Below are 20,627 nucleotides of genomic sequence, written 5' to 3'. Positions count from 1 at the left end.
TTTTATCTCGTATTCAGGCCAGCGCTTCGTCGCGATCGGCGAAGAAGGCCAGGCGACCGGGAATGGGCTGAATACCGGCCCGGGCCAGAGTCCGCAGCGGCTGGAATTCCAGATTACAGATGCGCAGTTCACAGCCTTCAGGCAGTTTCGCCACAAAGCGGCGCAGGGCATCCAGCCCTCCCGCGTCAAGCAGCGGTACTGCATCCCATTGCAGTATCAGGAGCCGGTGGCCGTTAAGGCGCTGGCTCAGATCGTTAAAGATCCCCTCCGCCGCGGCGAAAAACAGCGGCCCGGTCACCCGCAGCGCCAGCACGTCGTTCGGGGTCGTCACCGGCAGTGGCGCCAGCCGGGTCATGCGCGCAATGCGCCGCATAAACAGCAGCGATGCCATGACGATCCCCACGCTAATGGCGATGACCATATCGAACAGCACCGTCAGTGACATACAAATCAGCATCACGATGATGTCGTCCTTCGGCGCCTGACGCAGTAGCGCCACCACTTTACGCGCCTCGCTCATATTCCAGGCCACCATCAGCAGCAGCGCCGCCATGGCGGAAAGCGGCAGCCAGGAGAGCAGCGGAGCAAGAGCCAGCAGCGCCAGCAGCACCAGCAGGGCATGGATAATGGCCGATACCGGCGAGCTGGCCCCGGCGCGCACGTTAGCGGCGGAGCGGGCGATAGCGGCGGTGGCGGTAATGCCGCCGAAGAATGGCGCGACAATATTGCCCAGCCCCTGGCCCAGCAGCTCGCCGTTGGCGTTATGGCGGGTGCCGGTCATGCCGTCCAGCACCACCGCGCACAGCAGCGATTCAATGGCCCCCAGTAGCGCCATCGAAAAGGCTGCCGGTAACAGGGCCTGTAGCGAATCCAGATTCAGGGTAAAAGTATCGCCCGGCAGCGACCATGGCAGCATTAGCTGCGGCAGCAGCGGCGGAATGCCATTCCCCTGGCTGCCATCGGCCAGCAGATAGTGAAAGCGAGTACCGATGGTAGCCACTTCCCCGCCTGCCAGCATCACGATTCCCATGACCGCGCAGCCTGCCAGCAGTGCGGGTAGGTGGCCCGGCAGGCGCAGGCCCAGCCGCGGCCACAGCACCAGTACCGCCAGCGTAACGCAGCCTGTGACGGTATCTCCCAAATTTAGCGTGGGTAATGCTATCGCCAGGGCCGCCACTTTGTCGGTGTAGTGCTCCGGCGTGTGGTTCAGCGTCAGCCCAAGAAAATCCTTAATCTGCATGGTGGCGATGGTAATGGCGATCCCGGAAGTAAAGCCCAGGGTGACGGGTAGAGGGATATATTCAATCAGCCGCCCGAAGCGCGCCAGGCCGAACAGAATCAGGAATACCCCGGAAAGCAGCGTCGCCACCAGCAGGCCGCTGAGTCCGAACTGCTGGGAAACCGGATAGAGAATCACCACAAAGGCGGCCGTGGGGCCGGAAACGCTATAGCGCGAACCGCCGGTCACGGCAATGATGATACCTGCCACCGCCGAAGTATAAAGCCCATACTGGGGCGGTACGCCGCTGGCGATAGCCAGCGCCATGGCCAGCGGAATAGCGATAATCCCTACGGTCAGACCGGCGATCAGATCGCGGCTGAAGCGGGCGGCGCTGTAGGGTTCGCGCCAGCAGGCATCCACCAGCGCGCGAAAGGGAAGTACGGTATTACGAAGGTTCACGATGTCGTCCATGGGCGCCGGCGGCGCGAGGTATTGATCATACAAATGTGTAACAAAAAAGAAAAAACCCGCCGAAGCGGGTTTTTTCTGAGCCGTTCGATTAGTGGTCGAACATGGCGGAGATGGATTCTTCGTTGCTGATACGGCGAATCGCTTCGGCCAGCATGCCGGAGAGCGTCAGCGTACGCACGTTCGGCAGGGCTTTAATCTCGTCAGAGAGCGGAATGGTGTCGCAGACCACCACTTCATCGATCGTCGAGTTACGCAGGTTGGTGACCGCGTTGCCCGAAAAGATGGGGTGGGTGGCGTAAGCGAATACGCGTTTGGCGCCGCGCTCTTTTAGGGCTTCGGCGGCTTTGCACAGGGTGCCGCCGGTATCGATCATATCGTCAACCAGAACGCAGTCGCGACCGGCGACGTCACCGATAATGTGCATCACCTGAGAAACGTTGGCACGCGGGCGACGTTTATCGATGATAGCCATTTCGGTGTCGTTCAGCAGTTTGGCAACGGCACGGGCGCGCACAACGCCGCCGATATCCGGAGAAACCACGATCGGGTTGTCGAGATCTTTCTGCAGCATATCTTCCAGCAGGATCGGGCTACCGAACACGTTGTCTACGGGAACGTCGAAAAAGCCCTGAATCTGCTCAGCGTGCAGGTCTACGGTCAGAACGCGATCCACGCCGACGCTGGAGAGGAAATCGGCAACCACTTTGGCGGTAATCGGCACACGTGCGGAGCGCACGCGGCGATCCTGACGGGCGTAGCCGAAGTAGGGGATAACGGCGGTAATGCGTCCTGCGGAAGCGCGGCGCAGGGCGTCGACCATGACGACCAGCTCCATCAGGTTGTCATTGGTGGGTGCACAGGTTGACTGGATGATGAAAATATCGCCACCACGTACGTTTTCGTTGATTTGTACACTGACTTCTCCATCGCTGAAGCGGCCGACAGCGGCGTCTCCAAGAGAAGTGTACAGGCGGTTGGCAATACGTTGAGCCAGTTCCGGGGTGGCGTTACCAGCAAAAAGCTTCATATCAGGCACGAGAAGAACCTCAGGCATGCGTCCAGTAGTGGATGATGGGCCATCGCACCGTTATCCGGTGCGGGCGGGGTGGCACATCATCCCGGCGGTGTATTAAAAAGCATGGTGCAACGTCTGAAACAAGGTGACGTTGTCACCGGCGCTAAGCTTGCCCGGGTAAGGTCCTGTGCAGCGGGGAGTGATTGACGCCTCGCGCCACGAAACCCTGCGACCATACCGGGGCTTGCTCAAGCACCTGACGGGCCGCGGATTCAGTGTCAAATTCAGCAAAGACACAGGCTCCGGTGCCTGTCAGACGCGACGGCGCGTATTCTAACAGCCAGGAAAGCAGGGCATCAACCTCGCGAAAACGTTTTCTTGCGATAACTTCGCAATCGTTGTGGAATTCACATTTCAGCAACATGTCAATTGACCGCACCGGCGTATTGCGCACTAATTCAGGATCTTTAAAGATATCCGGCGTGGCGATACTAATACCCGGATGCAGCACCAGATACCATTTTTCCGGCGGCGAGACCGGTGTCAGCAGGTCGCCAACCCCTTCGGCAAAGGCGGCGTGACCGCGCACGAAGACCGGCACATCGGCCCCCAGGCGTAGCCCAATGTGAGCCAGCTGGTCCAGAGAAAGCCCGGTGTTCCAAAGATGATTCAGCGCCACCAGCGCCGTGGCGGCATTGGAAGAACCACCCCCCAGCCCGCCGCCCATCGGTAGCACCTTTTCTACGGCCAGATCGGCACCAGGCACCGCGCCGCTGACCGTCTCTGACAGCATACGGGCGGCGCGTACGATCAGATTCTGTTCATCCGGCACTCCAGCCACCGGCGTCAACAGGTGAATCTCGCCGTCGGTTCGTGGGCTGATGGTTATGGTGTCGCCATAGTCCAGAAACTGAAACAGGGTCTGGAGATTATGATAGCCGTCGGGGCGACGGCCAGTGATATAGAGAAACAGATTCAGTTTAGCCGGTGACGGCCAGCGGGTTGCGCTCATTTCACGATCCAGTTATCCATCTTCAGCTTAATGCGCTGCTCGCCGTCGTTCAGCTCCATACTGGCGGGCAGGGCGGGCTGCACTTTATCGCTATAGCCGCTCCAGGTTACCTTCCATTTTCTGCCGTCGCTGCCGTAGTTCAGCTCGCTCAGGCGGTGATTTTGGTCAACCCGGTAATCGGTGGCATCGCCCGGCAGGCCGAGGATCCACTGACGCAGGCTGTCGATGGGAATCGGCATACCGGTCAGACGCTCCAGCATCTCTTCGGCGTCCTGGGACTGATAGCGCTGGCCTTTGTTATCTACCAGGGTTACTGCGCCGGGCTGGGCGTTCAGCTCCAGCTCGGTGCTGCCCAGCGGATTGGTCAGCAGCAGGCGGTAACGATCCTGGCCAGTCTGCTGCCAGAAGAAGCGGGCGTAGACTTTCTGGTCGTCGGAAATCCAGGCGAAGGCGCCGCGGGTCTGGTACTGACTCAGGCCTTTAACCTGGGCCATATGCTGCTGCCACTGGGGATTATCGTGACTGACTCCCGGGCCTTTCGGGGCCTGATGGCTGACGCAGGCGGCGAGTACCAGGCTTGCCAGCGGTAGCAGGCGCAGCGGACTGAATTTGATCATAGCGCAATAAATCCTTGAGAACCGTCAATATTATAGTTAACCATCCTGGCGGGCGTCGTGCGGCCCGTCAATGACGAAATGGGCGGGATCATCAAAATTATCGATTAGTTTGAAAGGCAGGGCGTCGTCTTTTATTGGGGCTGCGCATCCTGTATTATGCTTGCAGTAATCCTTACCAAGACCGGCATTATTCCGCACACATGACCCTGTTAGCTCTAGGCATCAACCATAAAACTGCTCCGGTATCACTGCGAGAACGCGTCACGTTTTCGCCGGACACCCTTGACCAGGCGCTGGAAAGCCTGTTGGCGCAGCCAATGGTGCAGGGCGGGGTGGTTCTCTCTACCTGCAACAGAACAGAACTCTATCTTAGCGTTGAAGAGCAGGAGAATCTGCAGGAAGCGCTGGTACGCTGGCTGTGTGACTACCACGGGCTGGATGAGACCGAAGTTCGCAATAGTCTGTACTGGCACCAGGATAACGACGCTGTCAGCCATCTGATGCGGGTCGCCAGCGGTCTGGATTCAATGATTCTCGGCGAACCGCAGATTCTGGGGCAGGTGAAGAAAGCCTTCGCCGATTCGGCCCGCGGCCATCTGCACGCCAGCGATCTGGAACGCATGTTCCAGAAATCCTTTTCGGTGGCCAAACGGGTTCGTACCGAAACGGAAATCGGTGCCAGCGCGGTGTCGGTGGCCTTCGCTGCCTGTACTCTGGCGCGCCAGATCTTCGAATCCCTTTCCGAAGTGACCGTACTGCTGGTCGGCGCCGGTGAAACCATTGAACTGGTGGCGCGCCATCTGCGTGAACACCAGGTTCGCCATATGATTATCGCCAACCGCACCCGCGAGCGGGCGCGTGAGCTGGCCGACGAAGTCGGGGCCGAAGTTATTGGCCTGCCGGAGATCGACGAACGGCTGGCCCAGGCCGATATTATCATCAGCTCCACTGCCAGCCCGCTGCCGATTATTGGCAAGGGCATGGTGGAGCGCGCCCTGAAGGCGCGACGCAACCAGCCGATGCTGCTGGTGGATATCGCCGTCCCGCGCGATGTCGAACCGGAAGTGGGCAAACTGGCCAACGCCTATCTCTACGGCGTGGATGACCTACAGTCCATCATTCAGCACAATATGGCCCAGCGTCAGGCCGCGGCGGTACAGGCGGAAACCATCGTTGCCCAGGAAACTGGCGAGTTTATGGGATGGTTGCGCGCCCAGAGTGCCAGCGCCACCATCCGTGAGTATCGCGGTCAGGCTGAGCAGGTGCGTGATGAACTGACCACCAAAGCGCTGGCTGCCCTTCAGCAGGGCGGCGATGCTGAAGCCGTGCTGCAGGAGCTTTCCCGTAAGCTGACCAACCGGCTGATCCATGCTCCTACCAAATCGTTACAGCAGGCGGCGCGCAATGGCGACGACGAGCGCCTGAATATCCTGCGCGACAGCCTCGGGCTGGACTAGCGCGCCCCCCATTCGAATACCACAAGGTAATAGCTACCCATGAAGTCTTCTATTGTTGCCAAACTGGAAGCCCTGCAGGAGCGCCATGAAGAAGTTCAGGCCCTGCTGGGCGATGCGGAGGTCATTGCCGATCAGACGCGCTTTCGCGCGCTGTCGCGTGAGTACGCTCAGTTGAGCGATGTCTCCCGCTGTTTTCTACAGTGGCAGCAGGTGCAGCAGGATATCGAAACCGCCCAGGAGATGTTGGCGGACCCGGATATGCGCGAAATGGCCCAGGAAGAGCTGGATTCCTCACGCGCCCGCAGTGAAGAGCTGGCGCATCAGCTTCAGCTGTTACTGCTGCCGAAAGATCCCGACGATGAACGCAACGCCTTCCTGGAAGTGCGCGCCGGAACCGGCGGTGATGAGGCGGCGCTGTTCGCCGGCGATCTGTTCCGGATGTACAGCCGCTATGCCGAATCCCGGCGCTGGCGGGTGGAAATCATGAGTGCCAGCGACGGCGAAATGGGCGGCTATAAAGAGGTCATCGCCAAAATCAGCGGCGAAGGCGTTTACGGCCACCTGAAGTTCGAATCCGGCGGTCACCGGGTACAGCGGGTACCGGCCACCGAATCCCAGGGGCGTATTCATACTTCCGCCTGCACCGTGGCGGTGATGCCGGAACTGCCGGAAGCCGAACTGCCGGATATTAACCCGGCGGATCTGCGCATTGACACTTTCCGTTCCTCTGGCGCCGGTGGCCAGCACGTTAACACCACCGATTCCGCTATTCGTATCACCCACCTGCCCACCGGCATTGTGGTGGAGTGTCAGGATGAACGCTCCCAGCATAAGAACAAAGCCAAGGCGCTGGCAGTGTTGGGCTCGCGTATTCACGCCGCCGAAGTGGCGAAGCGTCAGCAGGCGGAAGCCTCGACCCGCCGCAATCTGTTAGGCAGCGGCGATCGTTCCGATCGCAACCGCACCTACAACTTCCCCCAGGGGCGTGTGACTGACCACCGCATCAACCTGACGCTTTATCGTCTGGATGAAGTGATGGAAGGCAAGCTGGATATGCTGATCGATCCTATTGTTCAGGAACACCAGGCCGATCAGTTGGCGGCGCTTGCCGGGCAGGAGTAATGGATTATCAGAACTGGGTGCGTCAGGCAACGGCGCGCCTCGCTGGCAGCGACAGCCCGCGACGCGATGCCGAAATCCTGTTGGGGCTGGTCACGGGGCGCTCCCGCACTTATCTTCTCGCCTTTGGCGAAACCCGGCTATCAGACGCGGAACTGGACCAACTGGAGCAACTGCTGGCGCGCCGCGAGCGCGGTGAACCTGTGGCTTACCTTACCGGCCAGCGCGAATTCTGGTCGCTACCGCTGGCGGTCTCTCCGGCCACGCTTATCCCACGCCCGGACAGCGAATGTCTGGTGGAACAGGGGCTGGCGCGTCTGCCCGCAGAGCCCTGCCGCATTCTCGATCTCGGTACCGGAACCGGCGCTATCGCCCTGGCATTAGCCAGTGAACGGCCGGATGCCGCAGTCACAGCGCTCGAACTGATCCCAGAGGCCGTTGCGCTGGCGCACAGCAACGCGCAAAATCTCGCCATTGACAACGTCACCGTGCTCCAGAGCGACTGGTTTTCCGCCCTGGAGTCCGGACAGCGTTTCGATTTGATCGTCAGCAATCCTCCATACATTGATGCGGAGGATCCGCACCTGAGCCAGGGGGATGTCCGTTACGAACCCAAATCGGCGCTGGTGGCGGCCGATAAAGGGCTGGCGGATTTGCAGCAGCTGATTACTGAGGCCCGTTACTGGCTGCAGCCAGGCGGGTGGCTACTGCTGGAGCATGGCTGGCGTCAGGGAGAAGCGGTACGCGAACTGTTTAACGGTGCGGGCTACGAGCGGGTGGAAACGCATCGCGACTACGGCGGCAATGAGCGGCTGACCGCAGGGCAGTTTATCTGACCCCGGGGCAGGAAAATTTATAACAATACTGGAGTAAGGCAATGGCGGCATATTTCGCCCTAAAGCATCTGCACATTCTGACGGTGGCTATCTCTGTCTCGCTGTTTATTTTGCGTTACTGGTGGCAATACCGCGCTTCGCCCATGGCCAATAAGCGCTGGGTGCGTATTGTGCCACATATCAACGATACGCTGCTGCTGGGCAGTGGAGTAGCATTAGTCGCTGTCACCCATTTCTGGCCTTTCACTCCCCAGGGCGCATGGCTGACTGAGAAACTGTTTGGCGTTATTATCTACATCGTTTTGGGTTTTATTGCGCTCGGCCGCGGTCAGCGTAGTCAGAAAGTGCGCGCTGGCGCGTTTATACTGGCGCTGGTGGCGCTGTACGTCATCATCGAACTCGCCACCACAAAAATTCCGTTATTGGGGTAAATCATGGAGTCGTTAGCCGGTTTTGAATTTAATCAGGCACCGCTGTGCGAGGGCATGATTCGGGTCTCGCAGGCCATTCGCGAGGACTTTCCAACGCAGCAGGTGCGCGCGCAACTCGATAAGCTGGCAGATCTGGCCCGCGAGGAGATTAGCACAGGGTGGCAGCAGGACGATCGGTTGGAGAAACTGCTGGAGCTGTTTTACGGCGAGTGGGGCTTTCATGATTCGGACGGCGTCTATCGTCTTTCCGACGCGCTGTGGCTCGATGAGGTGCTCAACCGCCGCCAGGGCAGCGCCGTCTCTCTGGGAGCGATTCTGCTGTGGCTGGCGGATACGCTGGATATTCCGCTGATGCCGGTTATCTTCCCGACCCAACTGGTTCTGCGTGCCGACTGGATGGATGGCGAGATGTGGCTAATCAACCCGTTCAATGGCGAAACCCTGAATGAACATATTCTGGAGGTCTGGCTGAAGGGCAATGTCGGCCCGTCGGCCCGTCTCTACGACGAAGATCTGGATGAAGCGGATAACGCAGAGGTGATCCATAAGCTGCTGGATACCCTGAAGACCTCGCTGATGGAAGAGCAGCAGATGGAGTTGGCGCTGCGCGCCAGCGAGGTACTGCTGCAGTTCAACCCGGAAGATCCTTATGAAATCCGCGATCGCGGGCTGATTTATGCCCAGCTCGACTGTGAACACGTGGCGCTTAACGACTTAAGCTATTTTGTCGAACACTGCCCGGAAGATCCGATCAGCGAGATGATCAAAGCGCAAATTAATTCGATTTCTCACAAACCGATTACGCTGCACTAAGTGCGACAGTTTTTTCCGGTTCACACCAACAAGGCGAAGATATGAAACAGAAAGTGGTTAGCATTGGTGATACCAAGGTCGCGAACGATCTGCCGTTTGTGCTGTTTGGCGGCATGAACGTGTTGGAATCCCGCGACCTGGCGATGCGCATCTGCGAACACTATGTCGAGGTAACCAACAGGCTTGGCATCCCCTACGTTTTCAAAGCCTCCTTTGATAAGGCGAACCGCTCTTCGATCCACTCATACCGAGGGCCGGGTCTGGAAGAGGGCATGAAGATTTTTGAAGAGCTGAAAAAAACCTTCGGCGTGAAAATCATCACTGACGTACATGAGCCGCTGCAGGCCCAACCGGTTTCCGAAGTGGTGGATGTGATCCAGCTTCCGGCCTTCCTGGCCCGCCAGACCGATCTGGTGGAAGCCATGGCGAAGACCGACGCGGTGATCAACATCAAGAAGCCGCAGTTTATCAGCCCGGGGCAGGTGGGCAACATCGTGGATAAATTCCATGAAGGCGGTAATGACCGGGTGATCCTCTGCGATCGCGGCAGCAACTTCGGTTATGACAACCTGGTTGTCGATATGCTCGGCTTTGGCGTGATGAAGCAGGTCTCCGGCAATGCACCGGTGATCTTTGATGTGACCCACGCCCTGCAGTGCCGCGACCCCTTTGGCGCGGCCTCCAGCGGTCGCCGTGGCCAGGTGGCGGAACTGGCGCGCGCCGGGATGGCGGTCGGCCTGGCCGGTCTGTTCCTGGAAGCGCATCCGGATCCGGAAAATGCCCGCTGCGACGGTCCTTCAGCGCTGCCGCTGGCAAAACTGGAACCCTTCCTGCAGCAGATCAAAGCGATCGACGATTTGGTGAAGAACTTCCCGGAGCTGGATACCAGCCACTAATCGTTTTACCGCCGTCCGGCTGGCGCCGGCGGCGGTTTTCTTTTATCGTCCACTGCAATCCGCCTTCCCTGAAGTGCATCACAGCTTCCGCCCCTGCCGGTTTTTCATACTGCTACATTGATCAAAGACAATGCTTTTATTGTGGTTTTTGGCTAGAAAATAGACCACTCCCGCCACGCTATTGCGCTGTTCCCGTCGGCGATACGACTCATTTCCCCATAACAATAAGTATCGGGATGGTATCTATGGTCAGAATTTTGTCTCTGATAGCACTACTGTTGAGCCTGTCGTTCACCAGCGGCGCGGCCGATGTCCCGGACGCCGCTAAACCACAACCTGCCGCCAACGTGGAAGCGCGCAACGGACGCTTCCAGGCGCTACATCCCGATCAGTATGCCTCCTGGCTGGCCACGGCGCAGCAGTCGGCCCGGGAGGATGCTCTGGCGGAAGATCCCCGGCTGGTCATCCTGTGGGCGGGCTACGCCTTTGCCAAAGATTACAATAAGCCGCGCGGCCATGCTTATGCTCTGACGGATGTTCGGGAAACGCTGCGCACTGGCGCGCCTAAGGGCAACGATGATGGCCCCATGCCGATGGCTTGCTGGAGCTGCAAAAGTCCGGATGTGGCACGGGAAATTGCGGAAAACGGCGAGCAGGCGTACTTCCACGGTCAGTGGGCCAGGGGCGGGCCTCAGGTAGTGAACGTCCTGGGCTGCGCTGATTGCCATAACACCGCCGCTCCCGGGTTTTCCAGCGGCAAACCTGCTCTGGCGCTGTCCCGCCCCTATGCCGCCCGGGCCATGAACGCCCTGGGTACCCCATTTGAGCAGGCCAGTCGCTTTGATCAACAGTCGATGGTTTGCGGACAGTGTCACGTTGAATACTACTTCGCGGGCAAAAGCAAAGCGGTGACTTTCCCCTGGAAACAGGGCACCACTGCGGATGCGATGGAAGCGCTGTATGACGATATCCGGTTCAGCGACTGGACCCATCAACTTTCCGGAGCACCGATGCTTAAAGCCCAGCACCCTGAATATGAAACCTGGCGCAGCGGTATCCACGGCCAGAACAATGTGACCTGTATCGACTGCCATATGCCGAAGGTGCAGAACAGCCAGGGTCAGCTCTATACCAGCCATAAAATTGGTAACCCCTTCGATAACTTTGAACAGACCTGCGCCACCTGCCATACCCAGGATAAACAGACGCTCACGCGGATTGTGGCTGAACGTAAGCAGAGCATCGGGGAAATTAAGCTGAAGGTGGAGGATCAACTGGTTCATGCCCATTTTGAAGCCAAAGCGGCCAGGGACGCTGGCGTGAGTGAGGCGGCGCTAGCCCCGGCATTGCAGGATATCCGTCATGCCCAGTGGCGCTGGGATTATTCCATCGCTTCCCACGGTATTCATATGCATGCCCCCGAGGTGGCGCTGCGCACCCTGGGAACCGCGTTGGATAATGCCGCTGAGGCGCGCATCAAGCTGGCGCATCTGCTGGCGAGCAAAGGCATTAACGGGCCGGTGGCGCTGCCGGATATCTCCACCAAAGAGAAAGCCCAGCAGGCGATCGGACTCAATATGCCGCAGATCCTGGCGGAGAAAATCCAGTTCCTGAAGGCGGTAGTGCCAGCATGGGAGCAGGAAGCCCAGCGTGAAGGCCGACTGGATAAATAACCCGTCGCCCCGCCGGGCGGGGCACACCACGGAGCGGAGTGAATATGCGTACGATGCGTTGGTTATTAACGGTCGGTTTTGGCTGCCTGTGGCTGATGCTGTTGTCCCTGGCCCGTGCGGATGCTGGGGTCGAGCTACAGCGCAGCCGGGACCAGGCCTGCCTGGATTGCCATAAGTCCCACCAGCAGGGGATGCTGGGGCAACATGCCCGGGCAACCAACCCCAATAATGGCCTGCCGGTGACTTGTACAGACTGCCACGGCAGGCCAGGTCCCCGACATCGCGAAGGGGCAAAGGACGTGATGCGCTATAACGACCCGGCTTTTAGCGTGGAGCAACAGAACAGCGTCTGCTTCGCATGCCATCAGCCGGAAGCGTTAAGGGAGGCTTTCTGGCCCCATGACGTGCATGCCGCCACGCTGACCTGTTCGGGCTGTCACCGGTTACATCCGGACAAGGATAGGGTGACGATGCTGAACGATAAGGCCAGGGTCAGGCTGTGTGTGGACTGCCACCGCGAACAGCAGGGCAATCCGGCTTTTAATCCGGCCTCGGTCTGGCCGGATAAGGAGCGGCCATGAGCTGTTCCCGTCGTCGTTTTCTGGCCGGGGCTGGCGTACTGGCGGTAGGGGGGCTTTCCATACCGCTGGTGCTGGCCCAGAGCAAGAACCGGGCTGGTGTGCGCCTTGGCATGGTGCATGATGAAACGCGCTGTATTGGCTGTACTGCCTGTATGGATGCCTGTCGGACGGTGAATCAGGTACCCGAATCAGTCTCGCGGCTGGAGATTATTCGCAGTGGCCCCACAGGGGCGTTTCCCGAAGCTCGCTATCGCTTCTTCCGCCACTCCTGCCAGCACTGCGATCGCGCCCCCTGCGTGGCGGTCTGTCCCACTGGCGCCTCATATCGCGATATGGCGACGGGGATCGTCGATGTCCATGCCGATCTCTGCGTGGGTTGTCAGTACTGCATCGTGGCCTGCCCGTATCAGGTACGTTTTATTCATCCCGAAACCCGGGTTGCCGATAAGTGTGATTTTTGCCGTAAAACCCGTCTCCGGCAGGGGCAGCAGCCCGCCTGCGTTGAAGCCTGCCCGACAAAGGCGTTGATCTTCGGCAACCTTGAGGATCCACAAAGCGACATCGCACGGCTTATTGCGGCGCGCATCACCTATCGCTACAAACCGGCGTTGGGCACGCTCCCCAAACTCTACCGGGTCCCCTTCCGCTATGGCGAGGTGAAACTATGAGATCGGCGTTTCATTTTGAAGGACTTGTCTGGGACTGGCCCATTGCCGTCTATCTGTTTCTGATTGGCATATCGGCGGGGTTGGTGATGGTGGCGATTATGCTGCGTCGCGGGCTTCCGGAAGCGGGAGAGCCGCAGAGTCCGGTGATGCGCGCCACGCTGTGGGTGGCGCCGCTGTCGGTGATACTGGGTCTGCTGATACTCATCTTCCATCTGACCCGCCCCTGGGCCTTCTGGAAGCTGATGTTTCACTACAGCCTGACCTCGGTGATGTCGATGGGGGTGATGTTGTTTCAGATCTATATGCTGACGCTGGCGGCGTGGCTGGCGGTGGTGTTCCGCGCGCCGCTCAACGCTCTGGTACGGCGTTGGCTGCCGCCGCTGTTGCCCGCCGTTGCGCTACTGGAGAGGTTTCAGCGCTGGCTGCGACCGCTGGAACATCTGATGCTGGGGCTGGCGCTGCTGCTGGGGGCTTATACCGGCTTTCTGCTGTCGGTATTGACCTCCCGCCCCATGCTTAACCATCCCGTGTTACCCGCACTGTTTCTGTTTTCCGGGCTGTCATCGGGTCTTGCCGTCGCCATGCTGGCGGCTGCCCGGGAGCGGCATGCCAGGACTCTGCACTGGCTCCATGGCCTGGAAATGCCGATCCTGGCAATGGAGATTTTTCTGCTGGTGGCCTTTTTTGCCGGGCTGTGGCTGGGGGACGACGGTAAAGTCCGGGCGTTCGGGGCGGCGCTGGGCGGGGGATTCTGGAGCGCCTGGTTCTGGTGGGGCGTGGTGGGGCTCGGATTTGTGGCCCCCATTCTGGCGCGCTGGGCTATCCGGCGCAGGCCCGGGCTTCAGGTGGCGATTGCCTGCGGCTGCTCTCTGGTAGGAGTCCTGATGCTGCGCTTTTATATTCTCTACGCGGGGCAGATGACCCTTGCCTGAGTCTGCAGTGCTGCCCGGCGTGGGGAGCTGGCTGGCGGAAGGGGGCTATCTTTGCCTGCTGCTGGGGCTGGCGCTTAGCGTGGTGATACTGTTTGACGGTTTACGCCAGTACTGGCGGCCCAGGGGGGCGGCGCGGGCGGGCAGCAGTATTGCGCTGGCGCTGCTGCTGAGCGGTGCCATGCTGATTTTACTGCTGGCCCTGGCGCTGAATGACTTTTCGCTTCACTACGTGATGAGCCATAGCAATAGTGCGCTGGCGCTGCCGTTCCGACTGGCGGCGGCCTGGGGGGGCCATGAAGGCTCGCTGATGCTATGGAGTCTCTCTCTTGCCGTCTGGCAGGCGATAGCCGCGTGGCGGTGGCGGGGGAAGGGGCTACGTCGTAAGGGGCTTACCCTGGCGCTGGGCTCGATTATCCAGGTTGCGCTACTGCTGTTTATTGTGACCCTGTCCGATCCTTTCGCCCGCCAGTTTCCCGCTCCGCTGGACGGGCGCGATCTCAATCCCATGTTGCAACATCCCGCGCTGCTAATGCATCCGCCGCTGCTCTATCTGAGCTATGCCGGATTTCTGTTTAGCGCGGCGCAACTGCTGGCGGGGTTGTTTTGCCAGACCGCGCCTGTCGCGCTGGCTCGCTTGTGTCTGCGTAACGTGGCCATTTCCTGGAGTCTGTTGACCGCCGGTATGATCCTGGGGTCCTGGTGGGCCTGGAGTGAGCTGGGCTGGGGGGGATGGTGGTTTTGGGACCCGGTCGAGAATGCATCGCTTCTGCCCTGGCTGACCGGCATCGCCAGTCTGCACGCGCTGGTCGTTATGCGCCGCAGCGGCCATTTAAGCCGCAGCGCCACGCTACTGGTGCTGGCGACCGGGCTACTGACGCTGTTGGGTACCTTTATCGTGCGTTCGGGCATATTAATGTCGGTACATGCCTTTGCGCTGGATGAGACGCGCGGGCTGCCGCTGCTGGCGCTGTTTGCGCTATTGAGCCTGGGGGCGCTGTCGGCGTTTGCCGTTAGCGCCTGGCGCTACCGCCGGATGCCGGACGGGCCCGCACCCAGCGTCTGGCTGGTGGGGGGCCTGTGGCTGTTTGTCGCCAGTGCGCTGGTGGTGTTGATCGGTACGCTATTCCCCATTCTGTACCGGCTGACCGGCGGTGGGCAGATCTCGGTGGGGGCGCCCTGGTTTAACCTGGTGCTGTTGCCCTTCGCGCTGGTGGGGATAGTGCTGATGCTGGCCGCAAGCCGCAGAGGCCGTTGGCCGACATGGCTGGCCCATAGTGGGGTATTAGTCTGCGCTGCCGGTATCGCCAGTGCCGCGTTACTTAAGCAGGAGGTGAGCGTATTGCTAATGCCGGGTGAGAGCGTCACTCTGGCCGGTTACCGCTTTACGCTTCAGGAAACACGTCTTCTGGCGGCAGGAAACTATAGCGCTGAGCAGCTCACCATCGGCGTCTGGCGTGATGATACCGTGCCGATAGCCACCCTGCGGCCGGAGCGGCGTTTTTATAGCGTCCGTGGGCAGCAGATGTTTGAACCGGATACGGCCACCAACGGCTGGCGCGACTGGTACGCGCTGGTGGGGGAAAAGCCCGCCCCCGGCCGTTATGCGGTGCGTCTTTATGTACAGAGTGGCGTCCGGCTGGTCTGGGGGGGAGGGGTATTGATGCTGCTGGGTGCGGCATTTAGTGGAGCGGGGAGAAAGCGGCAATGAGGAGACTGGCCTGGAGCCTGATGCTGTGGTGCCTGGTGACGACGGGGGCGTTGGCGGAGGTCGTGGATACCTGGCGCTTTAGTTCGCCAGAGGTACAGGACAGGGCGCTGGCGATTTCTGGCAGGCTGCGTTGCCCCCAGTGCCAGAACCAGAGTCTGCTGGAGTCGACAGCGCCGGTGGCGGTTGCCATGCGTCATCAGGTCTTCGCGATGGCGGAACAGGGGAAGAGCGAGCAGGAGATCACCGGTTATATGACCGAACGCTATGGGGATTTTGTCCGTTACCAGCCGCCGTGGCGCGGCGCGGCGCTGGTGTTGTGGCTGTTTCCGTCGTTACTGCTGGTCGCCCTGGCGGTGGCGCTGTGGCGTTACCACAGGAGGCGACAATGACCATGGGGGGCTGGCGTACTCTGTTGGTTATTACGCTGCTGGTACTCTGCGGTCTGGCGCTGGCGCCACGCTGGCAGAAGGTGATGGCGCAGCAGGAAAAACGGCCGCTGTCGGTATCTCAGCCCGTCCCACAAAGCGGTGATGACTGGGCTTTGCTGGGCGACAGGCTGATGCTCGATGACCGCTATCCGCAGGCACTATTTGCTTATCGTCAGGCGCTGACGCTGCGTGGCGGCGATGCCCGACTTTATGCGGCGCTGGCCGTGGCGCTTTACTATCAGAACGGGCAACAGCTGACGCCAGAGGTACGGCAGTGGATCGATAGCGCGCTGGCGGCCGAGCCGGATGAAGTGACGGCACTGATGCTGCTGGCGTCGGATGCGTTTCTGCACGCCGATTATTCACGGGCGATAACGTTATGGACGCGAGTGCTGGATACGCCGTCGCCGCGGGTTAATCGTCAGCGGCTGGTAGAGGCGATAGGTATGGCACAGAGGCTGGCGGATGAGGCGAAGTAACAGGGGCCGCAGGTGCGGCCCCTGTTACAACTCAGGCGAAAATCGTCATCAGATAGGCGGCAAACAGCGCCAGATGCGCTGCACCGTTCAGCACGTTAGTACGGCCGGTAGAAAAGGATATCTGGCACAACACCAGCGAGGCCAGCATCACAATCATCTCCGGGGCGCCCAGTGCGAAGATCAGCTCATTGCCGGTGATAATGGCGATCAGGGTCACTGTAGGCACCGTCAGGGAGATGGTCGCCAGCACCGAACCGAAGAACAGGTTCATGGCGCGCTGTACCTGGTTATTCAGCACCGCTTTAATGGCGCCAAGCCCTTCCGGCGACAGAATCAGTAGTGCTACCAGGAAACCGGTGAAGGCTACCGGGGCGTTCATCCAGGTCAGCAGGTTTTCCAGCGGCACGGCGTTCATCTTGGTGACTGCAATCACAGCAATCAGATGGACGATCAGCCAGACGGTGTGCCAGGCGCTGCTGTGCGCAGAAGGTTTGCCGTGATGCGGATCGTCGTCATCCGCTTCGTCTTCGTGCTCGTAAACGAACAGGCTCTGGTGAGTGCGGGTCTGGATCAGCAGAAATACGCCATACATGGCGGCGGAAATCAGGGCGACTAACAGCGACTGGCCGATAGTGAAGTTCGCCCCCGGCAGCGCCATGGGGAACACCAGCACAATTACCGCCAGCGGGAACATGGCGATCAGATACTGCTTAATACCGAACAGGTTGACGTACTGAGTGGCGAATTTGCGCCCGCCCATCAGCAATGCGAATCCGACCAGACCGCCGGTGACAATCATAATGATAGAGTAGAGTGTGTCACGCATCAGGGTTGGGGCGGCGTCGCCGGTGGCCATCAGCGCCGAGATCAGGCTGACTTCAAGAATCACTACCGACAGACTGAGAATCAGAGAGCCGTAGGGTTCGCCCAGTCGGTGGGCAAGCACGTCGGCGTGACGTACCACGCTAAAAGCGCTGCTCAGAATGGCGACCAGCGCCAGGAGGTTAATACCGGCGATGGCCGGCAGCGACTGGCTGGAGCCCCACATCGCGAGCACCACCAGTGCCACAACCGGGAAGATGAGGGTGGTCTCCTTGTGGCGGGTTTTTACCGCCTCATGCTGTTTTGTCAATTGTAATTCTCCCTATTATCGCAGGTGAATAGCCTGCCGTTACCAGCAGTCATTATAGTAAAACCATGAATACTCGATAAAATAGCAGATATTTTGCTAAATGCTGCGTTTTTTTACTAAATTTTACTACTTTAGGGATATTTTCTTTAATCGCCTGATAAATCGTATAATAGCTTTTAAATTATATGTTAATCAATGAGTTATAATTTTATTATCTGTAGAACTGTCTGAGCCCTGCTGATGACTCGCCGTGCGGCGAGGATAAGATTTTCATGGCGATTTCCCCCAGAACTTGTGCCCGTATTCAGACAGTTGATACTTATCTGGCGTGTGGGTGTCCATACTGGTGTCGTCAGTCATGATAAGGGAAAAGGCGACTCAGAACCGGTATTGGTGATTTATCAGTAAAAAGTATGCGTCAGGAGGCGGGTGCTCCGTCAGGTTAAGGATAATATCGCGGGGGAGCCAAAAAGTATCAAAGTGCCCCTTGTCAGCGACGCCGTAATTTTCTATGGTCGAAATAGCGCGCGCACAGGCAGGGCATGCGCGAGCCGGGAAGGCTCCTGACTGGCCGGGATGCAGTAACGCTAAGCAGGGGGATACGGGTGATCACACGCGATTTTTTAGCTAACGCAGATTGTAGTACCGCCTTTGGTACCATTGAATCTTCATTACTCTGGTCGGTCGAACAGCGGGCGGCATCGCTGGCCGCAACCCTGGCCTGCCGTCCCGGGGGGCCAGTGTGGATCTTTGGCTATGGCTCCCTGATGTGGAACCCGGCGCTGGAGTATGAAGAGTCAGCTACCGGCTCTCTGGAAGGGTGGCACCGGGCTTTTTGCCTGCGGCTCACCGCCGGGCGCGGCACTGCCAGCCAGCCCGGGCGCATGCTGGCGCTTAAAGAGGGCGGCCGCACCACCGGCGTGGCCTTCCGGTTGCCGGAAGCGACCCTGGAGCAGGAGCTGACGCTACTGTGGAAGCGCGAGATGATCACTGGCTGTTATCTGCCGCGCTGGTGTCCGCTGCGGTTGGACGATGGCCGTACCGTGAATGCGTTGGTGTTTACCATGGACCCCCGCCATCCGCTCTATGAGTCAGACACCCGGGCGCGGGTAGTGGCGCCGCTGATTGCCGCGGCCTGCGGTCCCCTTGGCAGCAATGCCCAGTATCTGTTCTCGCTGGAGCAAACGCTGGGCAAACTCGGTATGCACGACAGCAACCTTGACGATCTACTGGCTGAGGTGCGCGCCATTCAGGGCGTCAGCGGTACGGCGCCGGAACGTTAATGGCTCAGAAAGTCAGCACCTTATCGGCCGCCAGGGTCCATTCAGCCAGTTCCACCAGAGTACCTATCTCCACGCCATCCACCAGCGGTAGGGCGCTGACGCCGCGGCCGTCGGCGCAGGTCTTACACAGTTTCACGGGCACGTCCTGAGCGGTCAGAATCTCCAGCATCTGTTGGATGTTGTAGCCCTCGGTGGGGTTCTGGCCGCGCAGTCCGGCGGTCACCGCATCGGACATTAAAAACAGCTTCACTTCCGGCTGGATGTTCTGCTCGCGCAGCGCAATGGCCAGCCGCAGGCTGTTAAACAGAGACTCGCTGCCGTAGGCGGCGCCGTTGGCGATAATCACGATCTTTTGCATTTTCTCTCCCTGCCCGGGCGGGCATGACTTTTGCTTGCTCTGAAATAACGGTTATTTCGGAGGGAGTATATGACGACCACGTCCCCGCCGCCAGGCGATGCGCGCGCCTGGTTCCTGGCGGCACGCGAACGCCAGCAGGCCCAGCTTTCCCGAGTGCTGGATATTGGCCACTGGGCCGGGCAAATCAGCCATCTGGTGCATCTGCTTCAGCGCGAACGCGGCGCTTCCAATATCTGGCTGTGCTCCGGCGGTGAGCTGTTCGCCCGGGAGCGGGTGCAGAGCGCCCGGGAAACGCAGCAGGCGACGGCCGGTTTTCAGGCGGGGCTGCCATCGCCGCCCGCGGCCCTGAGCGGCGCTTTTTGTTCCCGACTGGCCTGCGCCCTGTGGGCGCTGGATCAACTGCCTGAACTGCGCCAGCGACTGAGCCGGGGCGAGGTCGCCGCACAAGAGGCGATGTCGTGCTTCAACTGCGCCATTCGTCATCTGCTGAGCCTGGTGCCGGAAGCCAGCGAAGCGCTGGAATCCCGGGAGGTGGTCCAGGGGCTGACGGCGCTTTACAGCTTTATGCAGGGGAAGGAGCTGGTTGGCCAGGAGCGGGCGCTGGGGGCCATTGGCTTCACCGGGGGCAGTTTCACGGCAGAACTGCGCCAGCAACTGGTGGATCGTATCGATGGCCAGCAGCGCTGCTTTGCCGCGTTTCTGGCGCTGGCGGATCCGGTGACCGTGGCCCGCTTCCATCAGCGCGGCGAGGCCTGTCTGGAAACAGAGCAGCTACGGCGCATCGCCTGCACCCGGCTACCGGAAAAGGGGACGGCCACCCTGCGCTGGTTTGAGCTCCAGACCCGACGTATCGATGCCCTGCGTGAGCTGGAAGAAAGCCTGATCGGCCAGTTGATGGCGCTGGCCGCGGCAGCGCTGGCCTCTGTCCGGGAAGCAGAAAGCCAGGATGAACCCGCTTTCGCCCGCTGGGTGGCGAGCCATGCCAGCGACGATATGGCCCAGCCTCCAAATCGTCATTTGCTGCCGCTGGTGCGCCAGCAGGCCCGGGAGCTGGAAACTTTGAGCCGTCAGTTAGCCTCCCTACAGACCACCCTGGAAGAGCGCAAAGTTATCGATAAAGCGAAAGCGCTGTTAATTCGCCATCAGGGGATGAGTGAAGAGCAGGCCTGGCAGCAGCTACGCAAGCTGGCGATGGACCAGAACCGTCGCATGGTGGAAATAGCCCGGGCTATGCTGACCCTTTCCGGGCTATGGCCCGACGACTGACTGCACAATCGCCGGGCAGTTTGCGCCCCTTGACGGTGCAGTCCATGGCGCTTAAGCGTTGATTGCCGCCGCTGGCGGGCTGAGGCGAGCTGGCACGGGGTTTGCAAAACGGTGGTGACAGTTTACAGAAAAATTGACTGAGCCCTGGCGCCAACGGCGGTGTCAGAGTCAGCGGATAAAGGCGTCCGGCGCTGCCATCAGGCAGCGCGGGGCGCTTTTTTTTGTCTTTT

At 59.8% G+C, this 20,627-nt stretch carries 21 protein-coding genes; 15 read left to right on the top strand and 6 right to left on the bottom strand.

Going from position 1 to position 20,627, the window contains the following annotated elements:
- Nucleotides 1-13: 13 nt before the first annotated feature.
- From dauA to lolB, 4 genes are all read right to left on the bottom strand, one after another.
- Nucleotides 14-1,681, bottom strand: a complete 1,668-nt coding sequence (gene dauA / locus FEM41_RS19355) for a C4-dicarboxylic acid transporter DauA (protein WP_421804478.1) — start codon at nt 1,679-1,681, stop codon at nt 14-16.
- 100 nt (nt 1,682-1,781) lie between these two features.
- Nucleotides 1,782-2,729 (bottom strand): ribose-phosphate diphosphokinase, encoded by a 948-nt coding sequence (gene prs, locus FEM41_RS19350; RefSeq protein WP_138097807.1) that lies wholly within the window; start codon nt 2,727-2,729, stop codon nt 1,782-1,784.
- Between the two features lie 142 nt (nt 2,730-2,871).
- Nucleotides 2,872-3,720: a 4-(cytidine 5'-diphospho)-2-C-methyl-D-erythritol kinase gene (gene ispE / locus FEM41_RS19345; RefSeq protein ID WP_138097806.1), complete on the bottom strand. Its 849-nt coding sequence runs from the start codon at nt 3,718-3,720 to the stop codon at nt 2,872-2,874.
- On the bottom strand, nt 3,717-4,337 hold the full coding sequence (gene lolB / locus FEM41_RS19340; protein ID WP_138097805.1) for a lipoprotein insertase outer membrane protein LolB: 621 nt from the start codon (nt 4,335-4,337) through the stop codon (nt 3,717-3,719). The genes ispE and lolB overlap by 4 nt, the downstream gene beginning before the upstream one ends.
- A 200-nt stretch (nt 4,338-4,537) precedes the next feature.
- On the opposite strand from lolB, the gene hemA reads away from it, so the two are divergent.
- The 13 genes from hemA to FEM41_RS19280 all read left to right on the top strand — a co-directional run bounded on the left by hemA (nt 4,538) and on the right by FEM41_RS19280 (nt 16,358).
- Nucleotides 4,538-5,794, top strand: a complete 1,257-nt coding sequence (gene hemA / locus FEM41_RS19335; protein ID WP_138097804.1) for a glutamyl-tRNA reductase — start codon at nt 4,538-4,540, stop codon at nt 5,792-5,794.
- 39 nt (nt 5,795-5,833) lie between these two features.
- Complete coding sequence (prfA, locus tag FEM41_RS19330; protein WP_138097803.1) at nt 5,834-6,916, top strand: peptide chain release factor 1; 1,083 nt, start codon at nt 5,834-5,836, stop codon at nt 6,914-6,916.
- The gene (gene prmC / locus FEM41_RS19325; protein ID WP_138097802.1) at nt 6,916-7,749 is read left to right on the top strand and encodes a peptide chain release factor N(5)-glutamine methyltransferase; all 834 of its coding nucleotides are present in this window, start codon (nt 6,916-6,918) and stop codon (nt 7,747-7,749) included. Before prfA ends, prmC begins: the two co-directional genes overlap by 1 nt.
- A 41-nt stretch (nt 7,750-7,790) precedes the next feature.
- Nucleotides 7,791-8,180 (top strand): SirB2 family protein, encoded by a 390-nt coding sequence (locus FEM41_RS19320; protein WP_138097801.1) that lies wholly within the window; start codon nt 7,791-7,793, stop codon nt 8,178-8,180.
- A gap of 3 nt (nt 8,181-8,183) precedes the next feature.
- Complete coding sequence (sirB1, locus tag FEM41_RS19315) at nt 8,184-8,993, top strand: invasion regulator SirB1 (RefSeq protein ID WP_138097800.1); 810 nt, start codon at nt 8,184-8,186, stop codon at nt 8,991-8,993.
- Between the two features lie 41 nt (nt 8,994-9,034).
- Nucleotides 9,035-9,889 carry a 3-deoxy-8-phosphooctulonate synthase gene (gene kdsA / locus FEM41_RS19310; protein ID WP_138097799.1) on the top strand — a complete coding sequence of 285 codons (855 nt, stop codon included), beginning with the start codon at nt 9,035-9,037 and terminating at the stop codon, nt 9,887-9,889.
- 236 nt (nt 9,890-10,125) lie between these two features.
- The gene (gene nrfA / locus FEM41_RS19305) at nt 10,126-11,562 is read left to right on the top strand and encodes an ammonia-forming nitrite reductase cytochrome c552 subunit (protein ID WP_138097798.1); all 1,437 of its coding nucleotides are present in this window, start codon (nt 10,126-10,128) and stop codon (nt 11,560-11,562) included.
- A 44-nt stretch (nt 11,563-11,606) separates the two neighbouring features.
- Entirely contained in the window at nt 11,607-12,143 is a 537-nt protein-coding gene (gene nrfB, locus FEM41_RS19300; RefSeq protein ID WP_138097797.1) for a cytochrome c nitrite reductase pentaheme subunit, read from the top strand.
- The gene (locus tag FEM41_RS19295; protein WP_138097796.1) at nt 12,140-12,811 is read left to right on the top strand and encodes a 4Fe-4S dicluster domain-containing protein; all 672 of its coding nucleotides are present in this window, start codon (nt 12,140-12,142) and stop codon (nt 12,809-12,811) included. Before nrfB ends, FEM41_RS19295 begins: the two co-directional genes overlap by 4 nt.
- Nucleotides 12,808-13,743, top strand: coding sequence for a cytochrome c nitrite reductase subunit NrfD (gene nrfD, locus FEM41_RS19290; RefSeq protein ID WP_138097795.1), 936 nt, complete (start codon nt 12,808-12,810; stop codon nt 13,741-13,743). Before FEM41_RS19295 ends, nrfD begins: the two co-directional genes overlap by 4 nt.
- Nucleotides 13,744-13,753: 10 nt before the next feature.
- Nucleotides 13,754-15,451 (top strand): heme lyase NrfEFG subunit NrfE, encoded by a 1,698-nt coding sequence (nrfE, locus tag FEM41_RS19285; protein ID WP_421805478.1) that lies wholly within the window; start codon nt 13,754-13,756, stop codon nt 15,449-15,451.
- On the top strand, nt 15,448-15,840 hold the full coding sequence (gene nrfF / locus FEM41_RS24630) for a heme lyase NrfEFG subunit NrfF (RefSeq protein ID WP_168198830.1): 393 nt from the start codon (nt 15,448-15,450) through the stop codon (nt 15,838-15,840). The genes nrfE and nrfF overlap by 4 nt, the downstream gene beginning before the upstream one ends.
- Nucleotides 15,813-16,358, top strand: coding sequence for a TPR domain-containing protein (locus tag FEM41_RS19280; RefSeq protein WP_241666523.1), 546 nt, complete (start codon nt 15,813-15,815; stop codon nt 16,356-16,358). Before nrfF ends, FEM41_RS19280 begins: the two co-directional genes overlap by 28 nt.
- A 31-nt stretch (nt 16,359-16,389) precedes the next feature.
- Here the strand turns inward: FEM41_RS19280 and chaA are convergent, their stop codons facing one another.
- Nucleotides 16,390-17,490: a sodium-potassium/proton antiporter ChaA gene (gene chaA / locus FEM41_RS19275; RefSeq protein WP_138097794.1), complete on the bottom strand. Its 1,101-nt coding sequence runs from the start codon at nt 17,488-17,490 to the stop codon at nt 16,390-16,392.
- Nucleotides 17,491-18,095: 605 nt separating this feature from the next.
- Between chaA and FEM41_RS19270 the strand changes: the two genes are divergently transcribed.
- Complete coding sequence (locus tag FEM41_RS19270) at nt 18,096-18,773, top strand: gamma-glutamylcyclotransferase (RefSeq protein ID WP_138097793.1); 678 nt, start codon at nt 18,096-18,098, stop codon at nt 18,771-18,773.
- Nucleotides 18,774-18,777: 4 nt separating this feature from the next.
- Here the strand turns inward: FEM41_RS19270 and FEM41_RS19265 are convergent, their stop codons facing one another.
- A complete protein-coding gene (locus tag FEM41_RS19265) occupies nt 18,778-19,131 on the bottom strand; it encodes a DsrE/DsrF/TusD sulfur relay family protein (protein ID WP_138097792.1) in 354 nt (117 codons plus the stop codon).
- A gap of 69 nt (nt 19,132-19,200) precedes the next feature.
- On the opposite strand from FEM41_RS19265, the gene FEM41_RS19260 reads away from it, so the two are divergent.
- Nucleotides 19,201-20,397, top strand: coding sequence for a nitrate regulatory protein (locus tag FEM41_RS19260; protein WP_138097791.1), 1,197 nt, complete (start codon nt 19,201-19,203; stop codon nt 20,395-20,397).
- Nucleotides 20,398-20,627: the final 230 nt, after the last annotated feature.

The sequence above is a fragment of the Jejubacter calystegiae genome (assembly GCF_005671395.1).
Taxonomy (GTDB): domain Bacteria; phylum Pseudomonadota; class Gammaproteobacteria; order Enterobacterales; family Enterobacteriaceae; genus Jejubacter; species Jejubacter calystegiae.
The sequence above is the reverse complement of the archived record's forward strand: the minus strand, read 5'-3'. Positions and strand labels throughout refer to the sequence as shown.

Coding starts and splice junctions, on each gene's coding strand:
- ispE (WP_138097806.1), bottom strand. CDS start 3,720: ATGAGCGCAACCCGCTGGCCGTCACCGGCTAAACTGAATCTGTTTCTC.
- lolB (WP_138097805.1), bottom strand. CDS start 4,337: ATGATCAAATTCAGTCCGCTGCGCCTGCTACCGCTGGCAAGCCTGGTA.
- hemA (WP_138097804.1), top strand. CDS start 4,538: ATGACCCTGTTAGCTCTAGGCATCAACCATAAAACTGCTCCGGTATCA.
- prfA (WP_138097803.1), top strand. CDS start 5,834: ATGAAGTCTTCTATTGTTGCCAAACTGGAAGCCCTGCAGGAGCGCCAT.
- prmC (WP_138097802.1), top strand. CDS start 6,916: ATGGATTATCAGAACTGGGTGCGTCAGGCAACGGCGCGCCTCGCTGGC.
- FEM41_RS19320 (WP_138097801.1), top strand. CDS start 7,791: ATGGCGGCATATTTCGCCCTAAAGCATCTGCACATTCTGACGGTGGCT.
- sirB1 (WP_138097800.1), top strand. CDS start 8,184: ATGGAGTCGTTAGCCGGTTTTGAATTTAATCAGGCACCGCTGTGCGAG.
- kdsA (WP_138097799.1), top strand. CDS start 9,035: ATGAAACAGAAAGTGGTTAGCATTGGTGATACCAAGGTCGCGAACGAT.
- nrfA (WP_138097798.1), top strand. CDS start 10,126: ATGGTATCTATGGTCAGAATTTTGTCTCTGATAGCACTACTGTTGAGC.
- nrfB (WP_138097797.1), top strand. CDS start 11,607: ATGCGTACGATGCGTTGGTTATTAACGGTCGGTTTTGGCTGCCTGTGG.
- FEM41_RS19295 (WP_138097796.1), top strand. CDS start 12,140: ATGAGCTGTTCCCGTCGTCGTTTTCTGGCCGGGGCTGGCGTACTGGCG.
- nrfD (WP_138097795.1), top strand. CDS start 12,808: ATGAGATCGGCGTTTCATTTTGAAGGACTTGTCTGGGACTGGCCCATT.
- nrfF (WP_168198830.1), top strand. CDS start 15,448: ATGAGGAGACTGGCCTGGAGCCTGATGCTGTGGTGCCTGGTGACGACG.
- FEM41_RS19265 (WP_138097792.1), bottom strand. CDS start 19,131: ATGCAAAAGATCGTGATTATCGCCAACGGCGCCGCCTACGGCAGCGAG.
- FEM41_RS19260 (WP_138097791.1), top strand. CDS start 19,201: ATGACGACCACGTCCCCGCCGCCAGGCGATGCGCGCGCCTGGTTCCTG.